Annotated in this window: 16 protein-coding genes, 1 tRNA gene and 3 pseudogenes; 15 read left to right on the top strand and 5 right to left on the bottom strand. The window is 59.8% G+C overall.

Translation table 11 applies throughout. The annotated features are described in order from the left end of the window. The 6 genes and pseudogenes from C9413_RS12300 to C9413_RS12275 all read left to right on the top strand — a co-directional run. Positions 1-581, top strand: a 581-nt coding sequence (locus C9413_RS12300; protein WP_246703741.1) for a PilZ domain-containing protein, incomplete at its 5' end; no start/stop codon positions are given. A 65-nt stretch (positions 582-646) separates the two neighbouring features. Continuing rightward, positions 647-1,617: pseudogene (gene pip, locus C9413_RS12295) on the top strand (prolyl aminopeptidase). A gap of 380 nt (positions 1,618-1,997) precedes the next feature. After that, positions 1,998-2,597, top strand: a complete 600-nt coding sequence (locus C9413_RS12290) for a transglutaminase-like cysteine peptidase (protein ID WP_170250496.1) — start codon at positions 1,998-2,000, stop codon at positions 2,595-2,597. A gap of 242 nt (positions 2,598-2,839) precedes the next feature. Continuing rightward, a complete protein-coding gene (locus C9413_RS12285; protein WP_039844962.1) occupies positions 2,840-3,592 on the top strand; it encodes a hypothetical protein in 753 nt (250 codons plus the stop codon). Between the two features lie 117 nt (positions 3,593-3,709). Then, positions 3,710-5,242, top strand: a complete 1,533-nt coding sequence (locus C9413_RS12280; protein WP_039844963.1) for a D-alanyl-D-alanine carboxypeptidase — start codon at positions 3,710-3,712, stop codon at positions 5,240-5,242. Positions 5,243-5,352: 110 nt separating this feature from the next. Continuing rightward, positions 5,353-5,625: a hypothetical protein gene (locus C9413_RS12275; protein ID WP_039846765.1), complete on the top strand. Its 273-nt coding sequence runs from the start codon at positions 5,353-5,355 to the stop codon at positions 5,623-5,625. 2 nt (positions 5,626-5,627) lie between these two features. Here the strand turns inward: C9413_RS12275 and C9413_RS12270 are convergent, their stop codons facing one another. Both C9413_RS12270 and C9413_RS12265 read right to left on the bottom strand, forming a co-directional pair. Beyond that, a complete protein-coding gene (locus C9413_RS12270) occupies positions 5,628-6,065 on the bottom strand; it encodes a DUF1489 family protein (RefSeq protein WP_039844964.1) in 438 nt (145 codons plus the stop codon). 62 nt (positions 6,066-6,127) lie between these two features. Beyond that, entirely contained in the window at positions 6,128-7,534 is a 1,407-nt protein-coding gene (locus tag C9413_RS12265; RefSeq protein ID WP_039844965.1) for an L-serine ammonia-lyase, read from the bottom strand. Between the two features lie 181 nt (positions 7,535-7,715). On the opposite strand from C9413_RS12265, the gene C9413_RS12260 reads away from it, so the two are divergent. The 3 genes and pseudogenes from C9413_RS12260 to C9413_RS12250 all read left to right on the top strand — a co-directional run bounded on the left by C9413_RS12260 (position 7,716) and on the right by C9413_RS12250 (position 9,932). Further along, the gene (locus C9413_RS12260) at positions 7,716-8,480 is read left to right on the top strand and encodes a DUF599 domain-containing protein (RefSeq protein WP_039846766.1); all 765 of its coding nucleotides are present in this window, start codon (positions 7,716-7,718) and stop codon (positions 8,478-8,480) included. Next, positions 8,480-9,445, top strand: a complete 966-nt coding sequence (locus tag C9413_RS12255; RefSeq protein WP_039844966.1) for a DUF1624 domain-containing protein — start codon at positions 8,480-8,482, stop codon at positions 9,443-9,445. The genes C9413_RS12260 and C9413_RS12255 overlap by 1 nt, the downstream gene beginning before the upstream one ends. Before the next feature lie 13 nt (positions 9,446-9,458). Continuing rightward, a pseudogene (locus C9413_RS12250) lies at positions 9,459-9,932 on the top strand (isoprenylcysteine carboxylmethyltransferase family protein). Positions 9,933-9,935: 3 nt separating this feature from the next. On the opposite strand, the gene C9413_RS12245 reads toward C9413_RS12250, so the two are convergent. Both C9413_RS12245 and mgtE read right to left on the bottom strand, forming a co-directional pair. Next, entirely contained in the window at positions 9,936-10,328 is a 393-nt protein-coding gene (locus C9413_RS12245) for a MerR family DNA-binding transcriptional regulator (protein WP_022715690.1), read from the bottom strand. A gap of 66 nt (positions 10,329-10,394) precedes the next feature. Next, positions 10,395-11,810 carry a magnesium transporter gene (gene mgtE / locus C9413_RS12240; protein ID WP_039844967.1) on the bottom strand — a complete coding sequence of 472 codons (1,416 nt, stop codon included), beginning with the start codon at positions 11,808-11,810 and terminating at the stop codon, positions 10,395-10,397. Between the two features lie 236 nt (positions 11,811-12,046). Between mgtE and C9413_RS12235 the strand changes: the two genes are divergently transcribed. Next, on the top strand, positions 12,047-12,541 hold the full coding sequence (locus tag C9413_RS12235; protein WP_039844968.1) for a peptide deformylase: 495 nt from the start codon (positions 12,047-12,049) through the stop codon (positions 12,539-12,541). 75 nt (positions 12,542-12,616) lie between these two features. Continuing rightward, a complete protein-coding gene (locus C9413_RS12230) occupies positions 12,617-13,114 on the top strand; it encodes a BON domain-containing protein (RefSeq protein WP_039844969.1) in 498 nt (165 codons plus the stop codon). Between the two features lie 124 nt (positions 13,115-13,238). Here the strand turns inward: C9413_RS12230 and C9413_RS12225 are convergent. Further along, positions 13,239-13,323: transfer RNA gene (locus tag C9413_RS12225), tRNA-Leu, on the bottom strand. A 174-nt stretch (positions 13,324-13,497) separates the two neighbouring features. Between C9413_RS12225 and lipB the strand changes: the two genes are divergently transcribed. The 4 genes and pseudogenes from lipB to C9413_RS12205 form a co-directional block, all read left to right on the top strand. Further along, positions 13,498-14,211: a lipoyl(octanoyl) transferase LipB gene (lipB, locus tag C9413_RS12220; protein ID WP_039844970.1), complete on the top strand. Its 714-nt coding sequence runs from the start codon at positions 13,498-13,500 to the stop codon at positions 14,209-14,211. A gap of 59 nt (positions 14,212-14,270) precedes the next feature. Beyond that, positions 14,271-15,209, top strand: coding sequence for a DMT family transporter (locus C9413_RS12215; RefSeq protein ID WP_039844971.1), 939 nt, complete (start codon positions 14,271-14,273; stop codon positions 15,207-15,209). A gap of 85 nt (positions 15,210-15,294) precedes the next feature. Next, complete coding sequence (locus C9413_RS12210; RefSeq protein ID WP_170250495.1) at positions 15,295-15,987, top strand: hypothetical protein; 693 nt, start codon at positions 15,295-15,297, stop codon at positions 15,985-15,987. 104 nt (positions 15,988-16,091) lie between these two features. Next, positions 16,092-17,525: pseudogene (locus C9413_RS12205) on the top strand (acetyl/propionyl/methylcrotonyl-CoA carboxylase subunit alpha); the annotation flags it as partial.

Below are 17,525 nucleotides of genomic sequence, written 5' to 3'. Positions count from 1 at the left end.
AAACAGGTCCGCGCCCTGAGCAGGGTTGCTTCCAGCGCGTGCCAATCAATATGCAGGGCCGCCGAATGCTTGCGAACTACGAGGAATACGAATGCACAGTGATCGATATGTCTCCCGGCGGCATGTATGTCACCTGCGCCGGCCGGCCGCGCGCCAATGAGCGCGTCGTCGCCTATATCGATCATCTCGGCCGTGTCGAAGGCAACGTTCTGAGCGTCGACGTGCGTGGCTTCACGATGTCGATCAACGCCACCGAGCGCAAACGGGAGAAGCTTGCCGCACAGCTCACCTGGCTTGCCAACAAGCATGAGCTCGGCCTGCCGGAAGACCGGCGTCATGACCGTCTGACCCCGCGTGAGACGAAGACAGAGCTAACGCTTGAGGATGGCACGCGCTACACCTGCCGCATCATGGACTTGTCGTTGTCGGGTGCTGCAGTTGACGTGGAGGTGCGCCCCGCTCTCGGCACGCCAATCCGTCTCGGCAACATGCGTGGCCGCGTCGTGCGCCATTTCAGCGAGGGCGTCGCGCTGGAGTTCCTCTCGCTCCAGTCCCGCGAGACATTGCGCGAATTCCTCTAAGCGGCTGCTGTCACTCCGACGTCATGGACATGACCGATGAAGGCCGCCCCAACAGGCGACCTTTCATGTCTTCGCTTTATCCCGAAATCGAGCCCTATGACACGAGATTCCTGGAGACCGGAGACGGCAACCGGATCTACTGGGAATGCTGCGGCAATCCCGCCGGCCAGCCTGCGCTCGTTCTCCACGGCAGTCATCCCGGCTCGGGATGTTCTGCAACCGCACGACGCTATTTCGACCCTTCAGCCTATCGCATCGTGCTCTTCGACCAGCGAAATTGCGGCCGCAGCCTGCCGAGTGCCGCCGAGTTCGATACGGACTTTGCGGCAACACCACGTGGCATTTGGTTGACGACATAGAGCGGCTTCGGCTTCACGTCGATGTCGAGGCCTGGGTCATATTCGCGAACGCCTGGGGCTCGACGCTGGCGCTCGCCTGTGGCGAGAGCCATCCCGATCGCGTGCGAGCCATGGCGATCGCTGGAGTGACGACCACCCGCCGTACCGAAATAAGATTGGCTCTGCCACAGCATGGCACGCTTCTTTCCCGAGGAATGGGGGCGGCTGCGCGAGGCGATACCGCCAAACCTTCGCCATCTCGATGTGCTTTCGGCCTTTCACCAGTTGCTGAACGGGCCTGATCAGGAAGTCCGCATAAAGGCGGCGCGCGATTGGCATGACTGGGGGGCGGCACCGATCCTTCTCGCTGATTCGGATGGTTTGCCCCACCGCTGGCGCGATCGGGACTATGTGCTGGCTCGAGCGCGGATCGTCACGCCCTTTTCTTCAACGGCGCATGGCTTGACGACGCTGTCCTGCTTTGCAAGGCGGGACGGCTTTCGGGAATACCCGGCATCTTGGTACAGGGCCGCTTGGACCTTGAAGCGCCGCTGACGACCGCCTGGGAACTGGCCGAAGCTTGGCCCGGCAGCCGCCTTGTCGTGGTTGAAAACGCTGCGCACTCGACGTCGAACACGGCAATCTCCTCCGCCGTCATCGCCGCAACCGACGAATTTCGCGAAATTTCCCAAAAATAATTTTTGAGGCATCGCTGCGGAAAACGAGCCGCAATCGCGTTTCGGAGCAACCCTATTCAGAATTTCCGCGTCTCTCCATGCCGCGCGCGCTATCTCCTCACCGGGCAGCGCGCTGCAATATTGAGCCGCAATGGTCGCTGCCGTTAACTTTTTTACGGAACGGCAGCACCTGTGGCGTCATCAAAGCTTGCGTCGAAACATAAAAGTTTATTCGAATTTACATCGAAACTGCGACGAGTTTTACGCGTATTCGATTTTGTTTTTAATCAGGTTTTACGCGCTTTTGAATCAACTAAGCTGTTAATTTTACTGCGTAATTTTGCGCTGGATAAAAACGTCCGTGTCATTGTCATCCTCACAAAACGGGGACGACAAAGACAATGTTCAATGCACTCAAAGGCCCCTTTCTGGCCGGTATCCTGATGATGGCAAGGACGGGCTCGGGCCAAGCGACGCCTGCCAATATGACGCTTGCAGGCAACACAAGCCCGCCGATCGGCCACTATGAATTTTGCAAGGCAAACTCGAGCGAATGCGCCTATGACGGTGGCGACGCCGGTCCCGCGATCCTGACCCAAGAGCGTTGGAAGGCGATTCTCAAGATCAACTACGAGGTCAACTCGCAGATCCAGCCGATGACCGACAAGGAAATCTTCGGCGTCGAGGAGCGCTGGGCCTACCCGCGCAGCGTCGGCGATTGCGAGGATTTCGTGCTGCTGAAGCGCAAGATGCTGATAGATGCCGGCATCTCGCCATCCGATGCGCTGATAACGGTTGTCATGCAGCCGAACGGCGAAGGCCATGCCGTGCTGACAGTCCGCACGGACCATGGCGACTTCATCCTCGACAACATGCGCAACAAGGTGATGCTCTGGGCGGATACCGAATACACCTTTCTGAAGCGCCAGTCCGCCGATGATCCGGCACGCTGGATGAAGCTGCAGGACGGCCGTGCCGTCGCTGTTGGCAGCGTGCGTTAAGTCAAATTGCCCCGCCGGAAATAGCGGCGGGTCTACTCGGCCCGGTCAGTCCCCTACGCACCCGTCCAGACCGGCGCCCTGGAGCCGTTCCCGCTGTCCCGGGAGCGGCTCGCCTTTTTGAGGGACGCTTGGCAATCAGGTTAATCTTTCTTTAACCGCATCCACCGGATGATGCCGTGAGATTCATCCAGGTACCGGCGACTCCAGTCTCTTTCGCGGCGGTCAGACACTGAAGAACCGCCATGAGCCACCTCGCCCGCAGCACCGGCACATCCGAGGAGTCGCCCCTCTTCTCGAACGGCTTCATCCTCCGTCTGAGCGCAGTTGTCGCAATGCTTGCAATGCTGATGCTGGGTATCAGCATCGGCGGCCGCTGGATCGGCCGGCACATTACACTGGCGGGCAATTCCGACAATACCGCCATCGTCACGATCACCATCGGCCGCGACACGCTCGATCTGCCCGAAAACGTGATCCGCTTCCCCAGCCAGAGGCACGGCGGTGCCGCCGAACGCGCCGACGTCTATCTCACCTGGCCGGAATTGCAGGGCTACACGAAGGAACACCGCGAGCGATTCGACGACGTCTCGCAATCCGCCAATCTTATCTTTCTGCAGATCACCCAGAGCACGATGTCGCGCGACATGTCGGGCCGCGTCGAGCTCATCTATAAGCATGTGATGGAAGGCGCCGCCGTGCCCTATGGCAACGGACTGACGCTTCACAATCTGAAAGCCGAGGCAGGCTATGGCGGCGAGGTTCTGCTGACTGCACCGCGCGCCAAGGAGGCCACATATGCCGTTCGCTGCATCCTAGCATCCGCCTCGCTTAGCCCAACAAGCGGGGACTGCCAGCGCGACATCAAGGTCGGCAAAGACCTAAGCGTCCTCTACCGTTTCTCAAGCCGCCATTTGCACGACTGGGACCATATTGATGCCGCTATTCGCGGATTTGTGGAGGCCCGTCTCGTGACCCGTTCCGCAACACCCCGCTAAAATGCATCTGCACGGCGAAGCAAACGATTAATCATAAACGGATTGGTAACCCTGCTCGGTTAGATTCAAAAGACAATGGCTGAGACAACGAGGACGTGTGTAGGCCGATATTTGAAAATGCAAGCGAAGAGTGAAATAGTGTCAAGGTCAATATCCTTCGTATCATCGCCACGATCCGGCAATTTCCTGGTGAAGATGTTAGCGGCGATCGCGATCGCAACAACGGCTTTCCTCGTTGAGTCGGCCACGGCCGAAGCAGAAGCCGCAAATTCGAAATATGCGGGCATTGTCGTCGATGCGAAGTCCGGCAACGTTCTCTACAGCGAGAATGCCGATCGCCTGCAATATCCGGCGTCGCTGACGAAGATGATGACGCTCTATATGGTCTTCGAGGCGCTTGAACAGGGTCGCATCCGTCTCGACACGCGTGTCCCCTTCTCGGCTTACGCTTCATCTCAGGCTCCGACCAAGCTCGGCGTTAAGGCCGGCAGTTCGATTAGCGTCGAGCAGGGTATCCTTGGCCTTGTGACACTCTCCGCCAATGACGCGGCAACCGCCCTTGGCGAATTGCTTGCCGGCAGCGAAAGCCGGTTCGCGCAGACGATGACCGCCAAGGCCCATGCGCTCGGCATGACCCGTACTACCTATCGCAATGCCAACGGCCTGCCAAACACGGCACAGATGACCACCGCACGCGATCAGGCCCGCCTCGGTATCGCACTTCGCCAGCATTTTCCGCAATATTACAGCTACTTCTCCACGCGCAGCTTCAAGTTCGGCAAACGCGTCATTCGCAGCCACAACCGCCTTGTCGGTTCGGTGCGCGGCGTCGATGGCATCAAGACCGGCTATACCCGGGCTGCTGGTTTCAATCTTGTGAGTTCAGTGCAGGCCGACGGCAAGTCGATCGTTGGTGTCGTCATGGGTGGCACCTCCACGCCTGCCCGCGATGGGCAGATGCGCAAGCTGATCGCCACCTATCTTCCGAAGGCTTCCACGCGCGGCGGCTCGAACCTGATTGCGCAGACGGCGCCCACTCCGGTTCCGTCACCGGCTGCTTCTGCGGCTGAAATTCCTGTCGCGGCCGCCGATGTCGACCTGCCGCGCAAGGGCCCGACGCCGGATGCGCGCTATGAGGTAGCGTCCGCTGCCGTCGCCTATACTGACGCTCCTGCTGCCAAATCCGAAAACCCGCTCGTTGCCGAACAGAAGACCGAAATTCCGGCTCCGACCAAGGTGAAGACCAAGAGCTTCAAGCAAGCCTCCGTTGCGGTCCCCTCTCCGGCCCCTGCCTACATGCCGCCGGAGGAGCCCGCCGGCAATCCAGTCGATGCTCTCACGACCGCCTCGGTGGGGCCTGCCGCCGCTGCCGCAAAACCGGCTCCGGTTGACGATCAGGGGCCGAGCGGCTGGGTCGTTCAGATCGGCGTGTCGTCGAGCCGCGAAATGGCGATGGATCTGCTGGAGAATGCAAAGAGCAAGGGCGGCAAGGCTTTGAGCTCCGCAAAGCCCTTCGCAGTCGCCTTTGCAAACGGCGGCGATCAGGTCTATCGCGCCCGCTTTGGCGGCTTCGACGACCAGCGCGAAGCCGTAAATGCCTGCAAGGCGCTCAAGCGCGCAGGCGTCAAGTGCTGGGCGGCAGCCCAATGAGAGATACGGTGCCGCCAGCATTCCTGACGGCGCCGTTCACGGCCGGAATCGGTGTTTGCGGCGCCGGCTACAGTTCATAACCTCGATTTGTAATGCGTACGGGGATGATTATGGCGACCAATGGAAATGTAACGGGTTTTCCGCCCCGCAGTTCAGGCAGGCCGGCGCGGTTCGGCCTCCACCCGCTGCACGAGGCAGCGCTCCGGCTTGCTGAGATCGGCCTGCACCGGCCGAGAGCAAAATCGGCTAAGACCAAGGATCTCATCAATCTGCTCCTCTGCCACGGCGCGCGCGCCTGGCGCTACTCGCAGCCGGAAGCCAACATTCACTTGCACGTCACCTGCCCGGACGGCAAATCGCCAGTCATGCTGCGGCTGCGCTGAGGTTAGAGCAATCCAAGCTCCGACAGCTCGCGGCGCAAATCCGCGGGCATCTCGGCAACACCCTCTCCAAGCGTCGTGATATCCCGCGGCACGTCTTCTTCCGGATAATAGCGCCAGCCCTGGAAGGCGCGCTTCGGCTGCACGGCAGTTTCGATCACTTCCGGCCCAAGAACCAGGTGGCACCGGCCGATCCCTTCACTGTCCGTGAAGGTCTGGATATCCAAGAGCTTCTGGCGCGCTTGCACCTGCCCCTTGATGACCCAATAGAGTGAGCCGCCGTCAAGCAATTCGGGGACCCGTTTCGGAACCATGCGCGTCGTGTGAACGGAATGCGGCTCGAGGCCAGCCGCAATCGCCCGCAGCGAACGCTCCGCCACCCATTCGCGCAAATCGTCTATCGAGTCCGCGCCGACGCATAATTTGATCAGATGCAATGCCATGCCGTCGTTGAAATCCTTTTGGCCGGCAGCGTCAAGCGACTAAGGGTCGCAAGTCCACAGGCTCAGCATTCGACGACGTTGACAGCGAGACCCCCTGTCGAAGTTTCCTTGTATTTCTCGCTCATATCGTAGCCCGTCTGGCGCATCGTCTCGATGCAGGCGTCGAGGGGCACGAAATGCTGGCCGTCGCCTTTGACGGCAAGCGAGGCGGCGGTAACGGCCTTGACGGCACCGAGCGCATTGCGTTCGATGCACGGCACCTGGACGAGACCGGCCACCGGGTCGCAGGTCATGCCGAGATGGTGTTCCAGCGCGATTTCCGCCGCATTCTCGATCTGGGCGGGCGTGCCGCCCATCACCGCGGCAAGTCCCGCAGCCGCCATCGCAGCCGCAGAACCGACCTCGCCCTGACAGCCCACTTCGGCGCCGGAAATCGAGGCGTTGTGCTTGATGATGCCGCCGACGGCAGCCGCAGTCAGGAGATAGTCGCGGATGCCGTTCTGATCCCAATCCTCGTGGAAATGCTCGTAATAGCGGATCGTTGCGGGAATAACCCCCGCTGCACCGTTCGTGGGCGCGGTCACCACGCGGCCGCCGGCCGCATTCTCCTCGTTGACGGCCATGGCATAGACACTCAGCCAGTCGTTGGCGAGCAGCGGATTGATGCGGTTACTCCTCCACTCCTCCTGCAGCTTGTCATGGATCTTCCTTGCACGGCGCCGGACGTTCAAACCGCCCGGCATGACGCCGTCGACCTTGAGGCCGCGCTCGATACAGGCGCGCATGGCTTCCCAGATACGATCGAGACCTTCGTCGAGCTCCTCACGGCTGCGCTGGCTCTCCTCATTGGCGCGCTTCATCTGCGCGATGCTGAGGCCGGAGCGCTCCGCCATTTCCAGCATCTGCTTGGCGGTGGCGAAGGGATAGGGAACCTTGGTCGCACCCGCGACGGCCCTCTTCTTGGCGCGCATCTGCTCGAGCTCGGTATCGGTGACAACGAAACCGCCGCCGACGGAATAGTAGACGCGTTTCAGGAGCAGGCGTTCGTCCCTGTCATAGGCGCAGAAGGACATGCCGTTTGCGTGGCCCGGCAAGGGCTGCTTCTTGTCGAAGACCAGATCGTTCTTCGGCATGAAGAAATAGGCCGGGTGGCCGGGCGGCGTGATGCGGCCCGAGCGCTCCACCTGGTCGATGATTCCGTCCATCTTGTCTGGATCGACGCTGTCGGGCTTCTCGCCCATCAGGCCAAGAACGACCGCCCTGCCCGTCCCGTGGCCGATACCGGTATGCGCAAGCGAGCCGTGCAGGCTGACCTTGATCGAGGCAACCTGCGCGCCAGAGGACGGACGTGGCCATTCGCTCGAAAGGATCAGGTCGAGGAAGCGGTTGGCAGCCGACATCGGCCCCATCGTATGCGAGCTCGACGGGCCGATGCCGATCTTGAAAACGTCGAATACCGAAAGGAACATGCCAGCTTCCTGTGAAAATCTTCAGCCAGACTATCCAAAAGGCTATTCCGTCACTCGCGACGAACCGACATCGCGTTTAATTGGCGCGACACTAAAACGAAGGGCGCGTCTTGCCAATCATTGCAGCATGCAATTGCATCTGTAGAGTGGCGGCGTCGAATGCAGGATTGTAACATTGATGCTGACGGTTGCGGATTATATCGCACTGGCTTTCTTCGCCATTCTGTGGCTCGGCTATTCCTGGCTGCTGCGCGGCAGGACATTCTTCGGCCGCACGAGCCTCACCCATGCCATGACCGAACGGCGGCGCGAATGGATCTATAATTCGCTGCGCCGCGACCTGAAGATGATCGACACGCAGATCATGGCCGGGCTCCAGAACGGCACGGCCTTCTTTGCGTCGACCTCAATGTTCGCGATCGGCAGCTGCTTTGCACTGCTCGGCGCGACGGACAAGGTAAATGCGATCTTCGCCGATCTGCCTTATGTATTCAGCAGCGGCACCGCGAGCTTCGAACTCAAGGTCGGCGGGCTGACGGCGCTTTTTGCATACGCCTTCTTCAAGTTTGGCTGGTCTTACAGGCTCTTCAACTACTGCAGCATCCTCTTCGGCTCGATCCCAATGGTGCGCGACAGCGAGACCGATATCATCGCCGCCGAGCGCGCCGCCGAACGGGTCATCCGCATGAACGTGATTGCCGGCGGTCATTTCAATGAAGGCCTTCGCGCGATCTTCCTGTCGATCGGTTATCTCGGATGGTTCGTGAACGCTTACGTTTTCATGGCGACGACGGCGATCATCGTCGTGGTGCTCACGCGCAGGCAGTTCTTTTCGGAGGCGCGGCTGGCGATCATGGATGCCAACCCGCCATCAATTCTCCACCTTTCTGCTATTCGCCGCGATATGCCGCCAGATGGCGGAAGTGATTTGTCCGGGGGATTGTGATGGCTATTTCGACGAACGAAAACGGTGCGTCCTCCCGACCGCCGCGCATCGGCCTGCTCGATACGGCGCGTGGCGCGGCCCTGGTTGCCATGGCGACCTACCACTTCACCTGGGATATGGAGTTCATGGGCTATCTGGCGCGCGGCACCGCGGAGGCTGGCTGGCTGAAGATCTATGCCCGCGCGATCGCCTCGACATTCCTCTTCCTCGCCGGTGTCAGCCTGATGCTTGCCGGCACTCCAAGCATCAGGCGCCAGGCCTATCTCCGGCGGCTTGGCATGATCGTTTCAGCCGCGGCTCTTATCACGGCCGCGACGGCAATTGCGATGCCGCAGGGCGCGATATTTTTCGGCATTCTGCACAGTATCGCAGCGGCAAGCGTCATTGGCCTTCTCTTCCTGCGCATGCCCGGGATTATAACGATCGCCGCCGGCGTTGCGGCCGTCATCGCCCCGCTCTATCTGCGCTCTTCATTCTTCGATACGCCATGGCTTTGGTGGGTGGGCCTATCCCAAGCGGTTCCGCGATCGAACGATTATGTGCCGGTTCTACCCTGGATCGGGCCCTTTCTCATCGGCATGGGCGTTTCGAGCATAGCGCTGAAGCAGGGCTGGGCGGAATGGCTCGCAAGGTTTGGCACCGGCTCCACTCTGCTCGCAAAAGCTGGCCGCCACAGCCTCGCAATCTACCTGATCCACCAGCCGATCCTGATCTCGCTCGCCTATGCGCTTTCGATCGCCGTCCCGCCCGCCAAGCCGGATCCCGTGCAGACCTACATGCAGCAATGCCAGTCCTCCTGCGTCGTCCAGGAAGGCGAAGCGCTTTGCCGCAGCTTCTGCCAATGCACGCTCGAAAGATTGCAGGGTGAGAACCTGTTCACGCCACTCCAGTCCGGCGCAATCCAGGCGGATAAAGATGAAAGGGTACAGCGTATCGCATTGGAGTGCAGCACCGAAGCGCAATGAAGGTGGTGGTTCGATGAATGCCTATCGTTCTAAGCCGCTGCAATTTCCGTGGCCGCCGGTTCTATACGGCCTCGCTTTTGTCTGCGCTTTCCTGCTCGGCGAAATCGCAGGGCCTCCGGTACCCCGGATGCATACCGCCTTTGGCTGGATCATAGGCGCAGCGCTCACCGTCGCAGCCGTCGGGCTCGACATATGGGCGATAAAGACCCTGCTGGAGAGCGGGACGACGATCATGCCGCATCGCGAAACAGCCCATCTCGTCACCCGCGGACGGTTCCGCTAGACGCGCAATCCGATCTATCTCGGCTACACGCTTGCAACGGTTGCCTTCGGCCTCATGACGGCAAACAGCTGGTTCTAGGCCGCAGCGGTCTTTGCGGCGATCGTCACCACCTTTGTCGCGATCCGGCGCGAGGAAAGACACCTGCAGGCCAGCTTCGGCTGTGATTTCGAAAGCTATTGCAGAAGGACCAGACGCTGGATCTGACGCTCAGGTGCCCACGCCGATTTCGGCGAGCCGGCCGAGGCAGGCCTCTTCGATATTGTCGAGCTCCGTCAGCGTGTCGTCGATGTCCTTGCGCTTCTTGCGCAGGTCTTCCCGCTTTTCATCGACACGTTTCATCAAAAGCTTGAGCTGACCGAGTTCCCCAGGCGGGTCCTTATAGACCTGAATGATCTCGCGAATCTCCGCAATCGTGAAGCCGATGCGGCGACCGCGCAGGATTTCCTGGATCAGGCGCCGGTCGGCCGGACGAAAGAGGCGCGTGCGCCCGCGGCGTTCCGGATGGATCAGGCCCTCGTCTTCGTAGAAGCGAAGCGTGCGCGTCGACACTCCGAATTCGCGCGTCAGCTCCGTTATGCTATAGTACTTGTTCACTGGCATTGGCTTCCCACTCTCGTAGCCCATAATATTGACTTTTACGTAATAGTCAATTTCGGCAAATCCGGCTCAGATGCCGAACCACCAGGTGGCGATACCGAGGAAAGCGAAGAAGCCCGTGCAGTCAGTGACGGTGGTTACGAAAACGGACGACGCAATAGCTGGGTCCGCGCCGACCTTATCCAGAAGAAGCGGCAAAAGAATGCCCGCCAGCGCTGCCGCCACCAGGTTGATGATCATGGCGGCGCCGATGACCATACCAAGCTGGTAGTCGTGGAACCACGTGCCGGCAATCGTGCCCATGATGCTGGCAAAGACGATGCCGTTCATGATCCCGACGCCCGCCTCCCTGCGGATGATGCGGCCGGCATTGTATATGTCGAGGTCGCGGGTCGCGAGCGCGCGCACGGTGACGGTCATCGTCTGCGTGCCGGCATTGCCTCCCATGGAGGCCACGATTGGCATCAGTACGGCAAGCGCGATCATTTTCTCGATCGATGCGTCGAAGAGGCCGATTACACTGGCCGAAAGCATCGCCGTGCCGAGATTGATCATCAGCCAGAGGAAGCGCGAGCGGACGGTCGATAAGACATTGTCGGACAGCTCTTCGTCTCCGACGCCGCCGAGGCGTTTGATGTCCTCATCCGCTTCCTCGTGAATGACGTCGACGACATCGTCGATGGTAAGAACACCGACAAGACGGTCGTTCTCGTCCACGACGGCGGCTGAGAGAAGGTCGTATTGCTCGAAGAGCTGCGCCGCCTCTTCCTGGTCCATCTCGGCTGGAATAGGATGGGTCGTCTCGCGCATGATCGCTTCGATTTTTGTCTGCCGCTTGGTGCGGAGAATCTGGTCGAGATCGACGGCGCCGAGCAGCTTGAAGGTCGGGTCGATAACGAAGATCTGCGTGAAGGAATAAGGCAGGTCCTCCTCTTCGCGCATATAGTCGATCGTCTGACCGACAGTCCAGAAGGGCGGCACCGCCACGAATTCCGTCTGCATGCGGCGGCCGGCAGAGCTTTCCGGGTAGTCCAGTGCCCTACGCAGGCGCACCCGCTCGGTGAACGGCAGCTGCGCCAGAATTTCTTCCCGGTCTTCCTTGTCCAGGTCCTCGAGAATGTAGACAGCGTCGTCCGAATCGAGCTCCCCGATTGCAGCGGCAATCTGCTCGTTCGGTATCTGATCGACGATTTCGCGACGGATCGTTTCATCGACCTCCGTCAGCGCCGTCATGTCAAAATCGTCGCCGAGGAGGCGGACAAGTGCCAGGCGCTGATCCGGCTGGATCGATTCCAGCAGGTCGCCTATTTCGGACTCGTGAAGACGCGCGACGTTCTGCCGGAGAAAAATCGTATCCCGGTCGGCGATGGCAGCGCCGACAAGCGCCAGAAAGTCGCTGCGGACATTGCCGTCCTCGTCGTAGATGTCGGCTCCTTCGTCGTCCGGACGTCTGCGGATGCGGTCGTCTTCTCCGTTTTCCGTCATCTGCCGTCCTCGCATTCCAAGATTAACGACTGTCGCGCCGCATTCGAGAATGGCGGCTGAAAAAGCATTGTCAACAAGCGGATAAATGAACTCCGCCTGCGCTCTCGGCCCGCCCGAATTCCAGCCTCTGCTAACCGAAATGCTCGGTGCCGTCTAGCGCCAAAGCGCATCGCGCAGATGACAATGCGCCGTCTTGCCGATAGTTTTCGCGCGCCAGCAAACAAGGACCGCCGCCGATGGCCATTCGTCCCATTCTTCGCTATCCGCATCCCGGCCTGAAGACGATCTGCGAACCGGTGACGGTCTTCGATTGGGCACTGCGTCGGCTTGCTGACGATCTGCTGGAGACGATGCGCGTTGCACGCGGCGTCGGCATTACGGCCGCCCATGTCGGCGTCTTCCTGCGGGTGGTCGTGATCGAACTCAACAAGGTGGACGGAGTTCGGACCTTTATCAACCCCGATATCATTTCGGTTTCGGATGAACTCATGCGCCAGACCGAAGGAAGCGTGTCGATGCCAGGCGTGACCGACGAGGTGACGAGGCCCCGCGCAGTCCGTTTCCGCTACCAGGACATCAACGGTGTCCAGCATGAAGAGCATGCCGATGGCTTCCTGGCGATTTGCATCCAGCACGAGGTCGACCAGCTTGACGGAATTTTCTGGCTTCAGCGCCTGTCGAAGCTGAAGCGCGACCGCCTGATCCGGAAATGGGAAAAAGCGGCGCCGTGATTTCACGAAACTTTGGCGAACCATTCCGGACCACGAGCGTTCTTCGATCAAGGTAACGCCTGAGGGAGAATGACTATGCCAAAGAAGGACGACAAGACCACCTTTTCGCGCGAAGACGATTATCGCGATTACGAAGAACGCAATCTTGACGAGGGCTGGCCCTACTCCGACGAAGCAGGTGCGCGATCGCCTGAACCGCAAAATCGAGCCTACGGCGAAACGCCTGCAAACTTCGACCGCGATCCTAACAGCGGCTTTCGCGTTGACGGCACGGACGAAGACGGAAACGAAAACCGGCTCAAGGATTCGCTCAGGGCCGATACGATCCATCGCGATGAAAGCGATGACCTCGAAGCGCGCGTGACGGAGAACCTGGAAAACATCCCGGATCTGAACCTCGACAGCATCGATGTTCATGCCGACGGCCACACCGTAACGCTGGAAGGCGCCGTCGAGACCATCGGAATGGCCCGGAAGGTCGAACTCGGTGCCCTTTCAGTTGATGGCGTCCACCATATCCGCAACCGGCTGGAAACGATCGGTGTTGATTCGCATCTATCGGACGAGGATTGAAGTCCCTGAAAATCAAGGCCTGTCGAACCGTTCGAGCATGCCGCAAACGAAAAGGGACCGGAACCGGCCCATTTTTCATGTCGCCGGCGAGATGAGACGATCTAAGAATTTCTCCGGAAGAGAATGGTGCGGTCGAGAAGACTCGAACTTCCACGGGTTGCCCCACAGCGACCTCAACGCTGCGCGTCTACCAATTCCGCCACGACCGCATCGTGGTAGGTGCCGATTTGCGTCGGCGGGGCAGCATGTAGCAAAAGCATTTGGGGTGCACAAGGGCGATATGGCAGATTTTTGCAAAACAAATCACAGCATTTGAATTGCCCGTCAAACGGGGCCATATAGGCGGTCTGCCGCCTGTGATCGCCGTGCGGCGAGGGAAGTCTATGCTGCGCACCGATCTACAGTTCTCGATGTTTCCGCTCGAAGGCTCAAAGCCCGTGCGTTGGCGCATCTCCGATGGTCTCATTCCTTATAGCGAAGCCGTCGAGACGATGGAGCGCGAGGTGGCCGTGATCGCCGAGGGGGGCGACGAGCTTGTCTGGCTCGTCGAGCATCCGCCCCTCTACACGGCAGGCACCAGCGCCAATGCGAAGGACCTTGTGCAGCCGGACCGTTTTCCGGTTTTTGCGACCGGCCGCGGCGGCGAATATACGTATCATGGCCCCGGCCAGCGCGTTGCCTATGTGATGCTTGATCTCAAACGCCGGCGGCAGGATGTCCGCGCCTTCGTCGTGGCGCTTGAAGAAGTGGTAATCCTTACGCTCGATTCGATGAACGTACGCGGCGAGCGGCGCGAGGACCGCGTCGGCGTTTGGGTAAGCCGGCCGGAGAAACCGCATCTTCCGGACGGCAGCATGAGCGAGGACAAGATTGCCGCGCTCGGCATCCGGCTTCGTAGATGGGTGACGTTTCACGGCTTGTCGCTCAATGTCGATCCCGACCTCGACCATTTTACCGGCATCGTACCCTGCGGGATTTCTGCCTACGGCGTGACAAGCCTTGTCGATCTCGGCCTGCCGGTGATGATGGCGGATGTGGATATCCGCCTGCGCGAAGCCTTCGAATCGGTCTTCGGCAAAACGGTGGGCGAACTCTAGTCGATATTGATCGGCATGCATTCCTGTGGTTGATGGCTTCGTTCCCGAAAGCCTGCAACATGTCCCAAGAACAATCTCCGTATAATCCGCTTCAAGGCATGGTCATCATGGCCGGCGCCATGGTCGTCCTGCCCGCCATGGATGCGATCGCCAAATACATGGCGACCTTCGAGGCTATGTCACCGGGACAGGTGACATTCTATCGCTTCTTCTTTCAGGTCGCCTGCACGCTTCCTATCCTGCTTGCCGTCTTCCGCTGGAAGGCCCTTTCGGCAAAGCGACCATGGATGAACCTGCTGCGGGGCGCCTTGCATGGCGCAGCCAGCCTGCTCTTCTTCGTCGCGGTCAAATACATGCCGCTCGCGGATGTCTTCGCGATCTATTTCGTGGAACCATTCATGCTGACGGCTCTTTCGGCGCTCTTCCTCGGCGACAAGGTCGGTTGGCGGCGGTGGGCGGCGATCGTCGTCGGCTTCGCAGGCGCGATGATCGTCATCCAGCCGAGCTACGAAATCTTCGGCCTGAAGGCGCTGCTGCCAGTGCTTTGTGCCTTCCTTTTCTCGCTCTATCTCTTTCTCAACCGGGCAATCGGTGAAGCCGATTCGCCGTTAACGATGCAGACCTTGGCCGGAATTGGTGGAATGCTCTTCATGGGGGCCACGCTCCTGGGCGGAAATGCGCTTTCAATGCCCGATTTCGAAATGTCGCTTCCTTCGTCGGTATTGGGCCTCGTCCTGCTGCTCGTCCTCGGCACTATCTCCGGCTATGCGCATATGCTGATCGTCAGGGCATTCCGCCTTGCGCCACTGTCGCTGCTTGCCCCGTTCCAATATTTCGAGATCATTTCGGCGACCGTGCTCGGATATGTCGTGTTCAACGATTTTCCCAATTTTTCCAAATGGATCGGCATTTTTATCATCGTCGCGTCCGGCCTCTTCATCATCTGGCGCGAACGCGTTCAGTCAAGATCGCTAAAATCATCGCAAACACCTGCGTAGTCGATTAACCCTTGTCGTTGAGGGTTCTTCAATTCCGCCGGGCTAAAATCATTTCTGGCTTCATGACGAAGTCTGGAGATGAAAGATGAGCGAATTCCGACTCGCTTTTCCGGCATGCGTGATCGCGGGAAAGCATCGGCTGGCCGCCGACGATATCAGCCTCTTGCGCAAGCACAGCTTTCCGCACGGCGTACGGAAGGCCGACGACGTCGTTGTCATGCTTGCGCTGAACAATTCCTGTCCTGAAAAATGCCCGGAATGGAGCGCCTTCTTTCTGGAAGAACTCGCCGGTTTCATTGTAAACTACAGCTATCCGCAGGGCTCGCTGGACGAGATCAATGTCGCCTGGATCATGCGCATTTTCGCGACCGACGGCGTCATCAATTCGTCGCTCGAACTGGAACTCATACTGCACATCATGGAGATTTCCTCCCATGTACCGGACGAGCTGCGCGCCTTTGCGCTCGATCAGCTGCGCCTTGCGATTACCGACGATGTTGGCGGCTACAAGCTGTCGCGTGCAGTGGACCGCAAAGGCATCGCCCGCCAGGACATCGATTTCGTGATGCGCGTGCTGCGGAACATCTGCGAGGGCGGTGTGATTCCAGTTTCGCATCTCACCTATAGCGTCTTGCGCCGGATCGAAGCGGAAACGCTGCCTTCCGCCAATCATCCCCGCTGGGCTGAGATCCTCCAGGCGCTCCAGCTTCGGGATTACGCCGAACTGCGCACCAGCCGCTGGCTGCGGATCGTGGACGACGAACAAGCCGTTGCGTGACTTGCGTTAGGACAGGTACCTTCCCCACCGTCAGATTTCGCACGATTGTGCGTCCCGGCGTTTCTGCGTAGAACTTCTGGACGCATTTTTCGGGTGGAGTCTGCATGTTCAAGAAAATCCTGATCGCGAACCGCGGCGAGATCGCTTGCCGCGTGATCAAGACTGCACGCCGCATGGGTATTGCAACGGTCGCGGTCTATTCGGACGCAGACCGCGATGCCCTTCATGTCGAGATGGCTGATGAGGCAGTGCATATAGGCCCGGCGGCGGCAGCCGAGAGCTATCTCGTCGCCGAAAAGATCATCGCCGTCTGCAAGGAGACCGGCGCGGAAGCTGTTCACCCCGGCTACGGCTTCCTTTCCGAACGGGCCTCCTTTTGCGAGGCCCTCGAAAGGGAGGGTATCGTCTTCATCGGGCCGAAACCGAAGGCCATCAGGGCGATGGGCGACAAGATCGAATCGAAGAAGTTCGCCAATGCCGCCAAGGTTTCAACGGTGCCGGGCTATCTCGGCGTCATCAAGGATGCAGCGCATGCCGAGAAGATCGCCGGCGAGATCGGCTATCCCGTGATGATCAAGGCTTCGGCCGGCGGCGGCGGCAAGGGCATGCGTATCGCCTGGAACGAGGCGGAAGTCCGCGACGGTTTCGACCGTGCCCGCTCGGAGGCAAGAAGTTCTTTCGGCGACGATCGCGTCTTCATCGAGAAATACATTGTCGATCCGCGCCATATTGAAATCCAGGTGCTGGCGGATGCGCACGGCAATACCGTCTATCTCGGCGAGCGCGAATGCTCGATCCAGCGGCGGAACCAGAAGGTCGTCGAAGAGGCACCCTCGCCCTTCCTCGACGAAAAGACCAGACAGGCGATGGGCAAGCAGTCCGTCGCACTGGCGAAGGCCGTCGATTATCAAAGCGCAGGAACGGTAGAATTCATCGTCGACCGCGACCGCAATTTCTATTTCCTCGAAATGAACACGCGGCTGCAGGTCGAGCATCCGGTGACGGAGCTGGTGACCGGGATCGACCTCGTGGAGCAGATGATCCGGGTTGCCGCGGGCAAAACGCTTCCCTTCAACCAGAAGGACATTAGGCTGAATGGCTGGGCGATCGAAAGTCGCCTCTACGCCGAAGATCCCTATCGCAACTTCCTGCCGTCGATCGGCCGCCTGACGCGTTACCGCCCGCCCGCGGAAGGCTGGCACGGCAGCACGATCGTCCGCAACGATACCGGTGTCTTCGAAGGCGCCGAAATCTCGATGTAGTACGATCCGATGATCGCCAAGCTTTGCGCCTGGGCGCCGGACCGTTCGGCAGCGATCGAGGCCATGGGCCAGGCACTCGACGGGTTCGGGGGTGACGGCATCGCGCCTAATCTGCCGTTCCTCTCGGCGTTGATGAAGCACCCGCGCTGACGCGAGGGCAGACTTTCGACGGGTCTCATTGCCGAGGAATAGCCTGACGGCCTTGCGCCGATGGCTCCGGATGCGCGGGAGGTGGCGCTGCATGCGGAGGTAGCGCTATCCACGGCTCTGATCGGG

Source organism: Rhizobium sp. SEMIA 4085, assembly GCF_013004495.1.
GTDB lineage: Bacteria > Pseudomonadota > Alphaproteobacteria > Rhizobiales > Rhizobiaceae > Rhizobium > Rhizobium gallicum.
The sequence above is the reverse complement of the archived record's forward strand: the minus strand, read 5'-3'. Positions and strand labels throughout refer to the sequence as shown.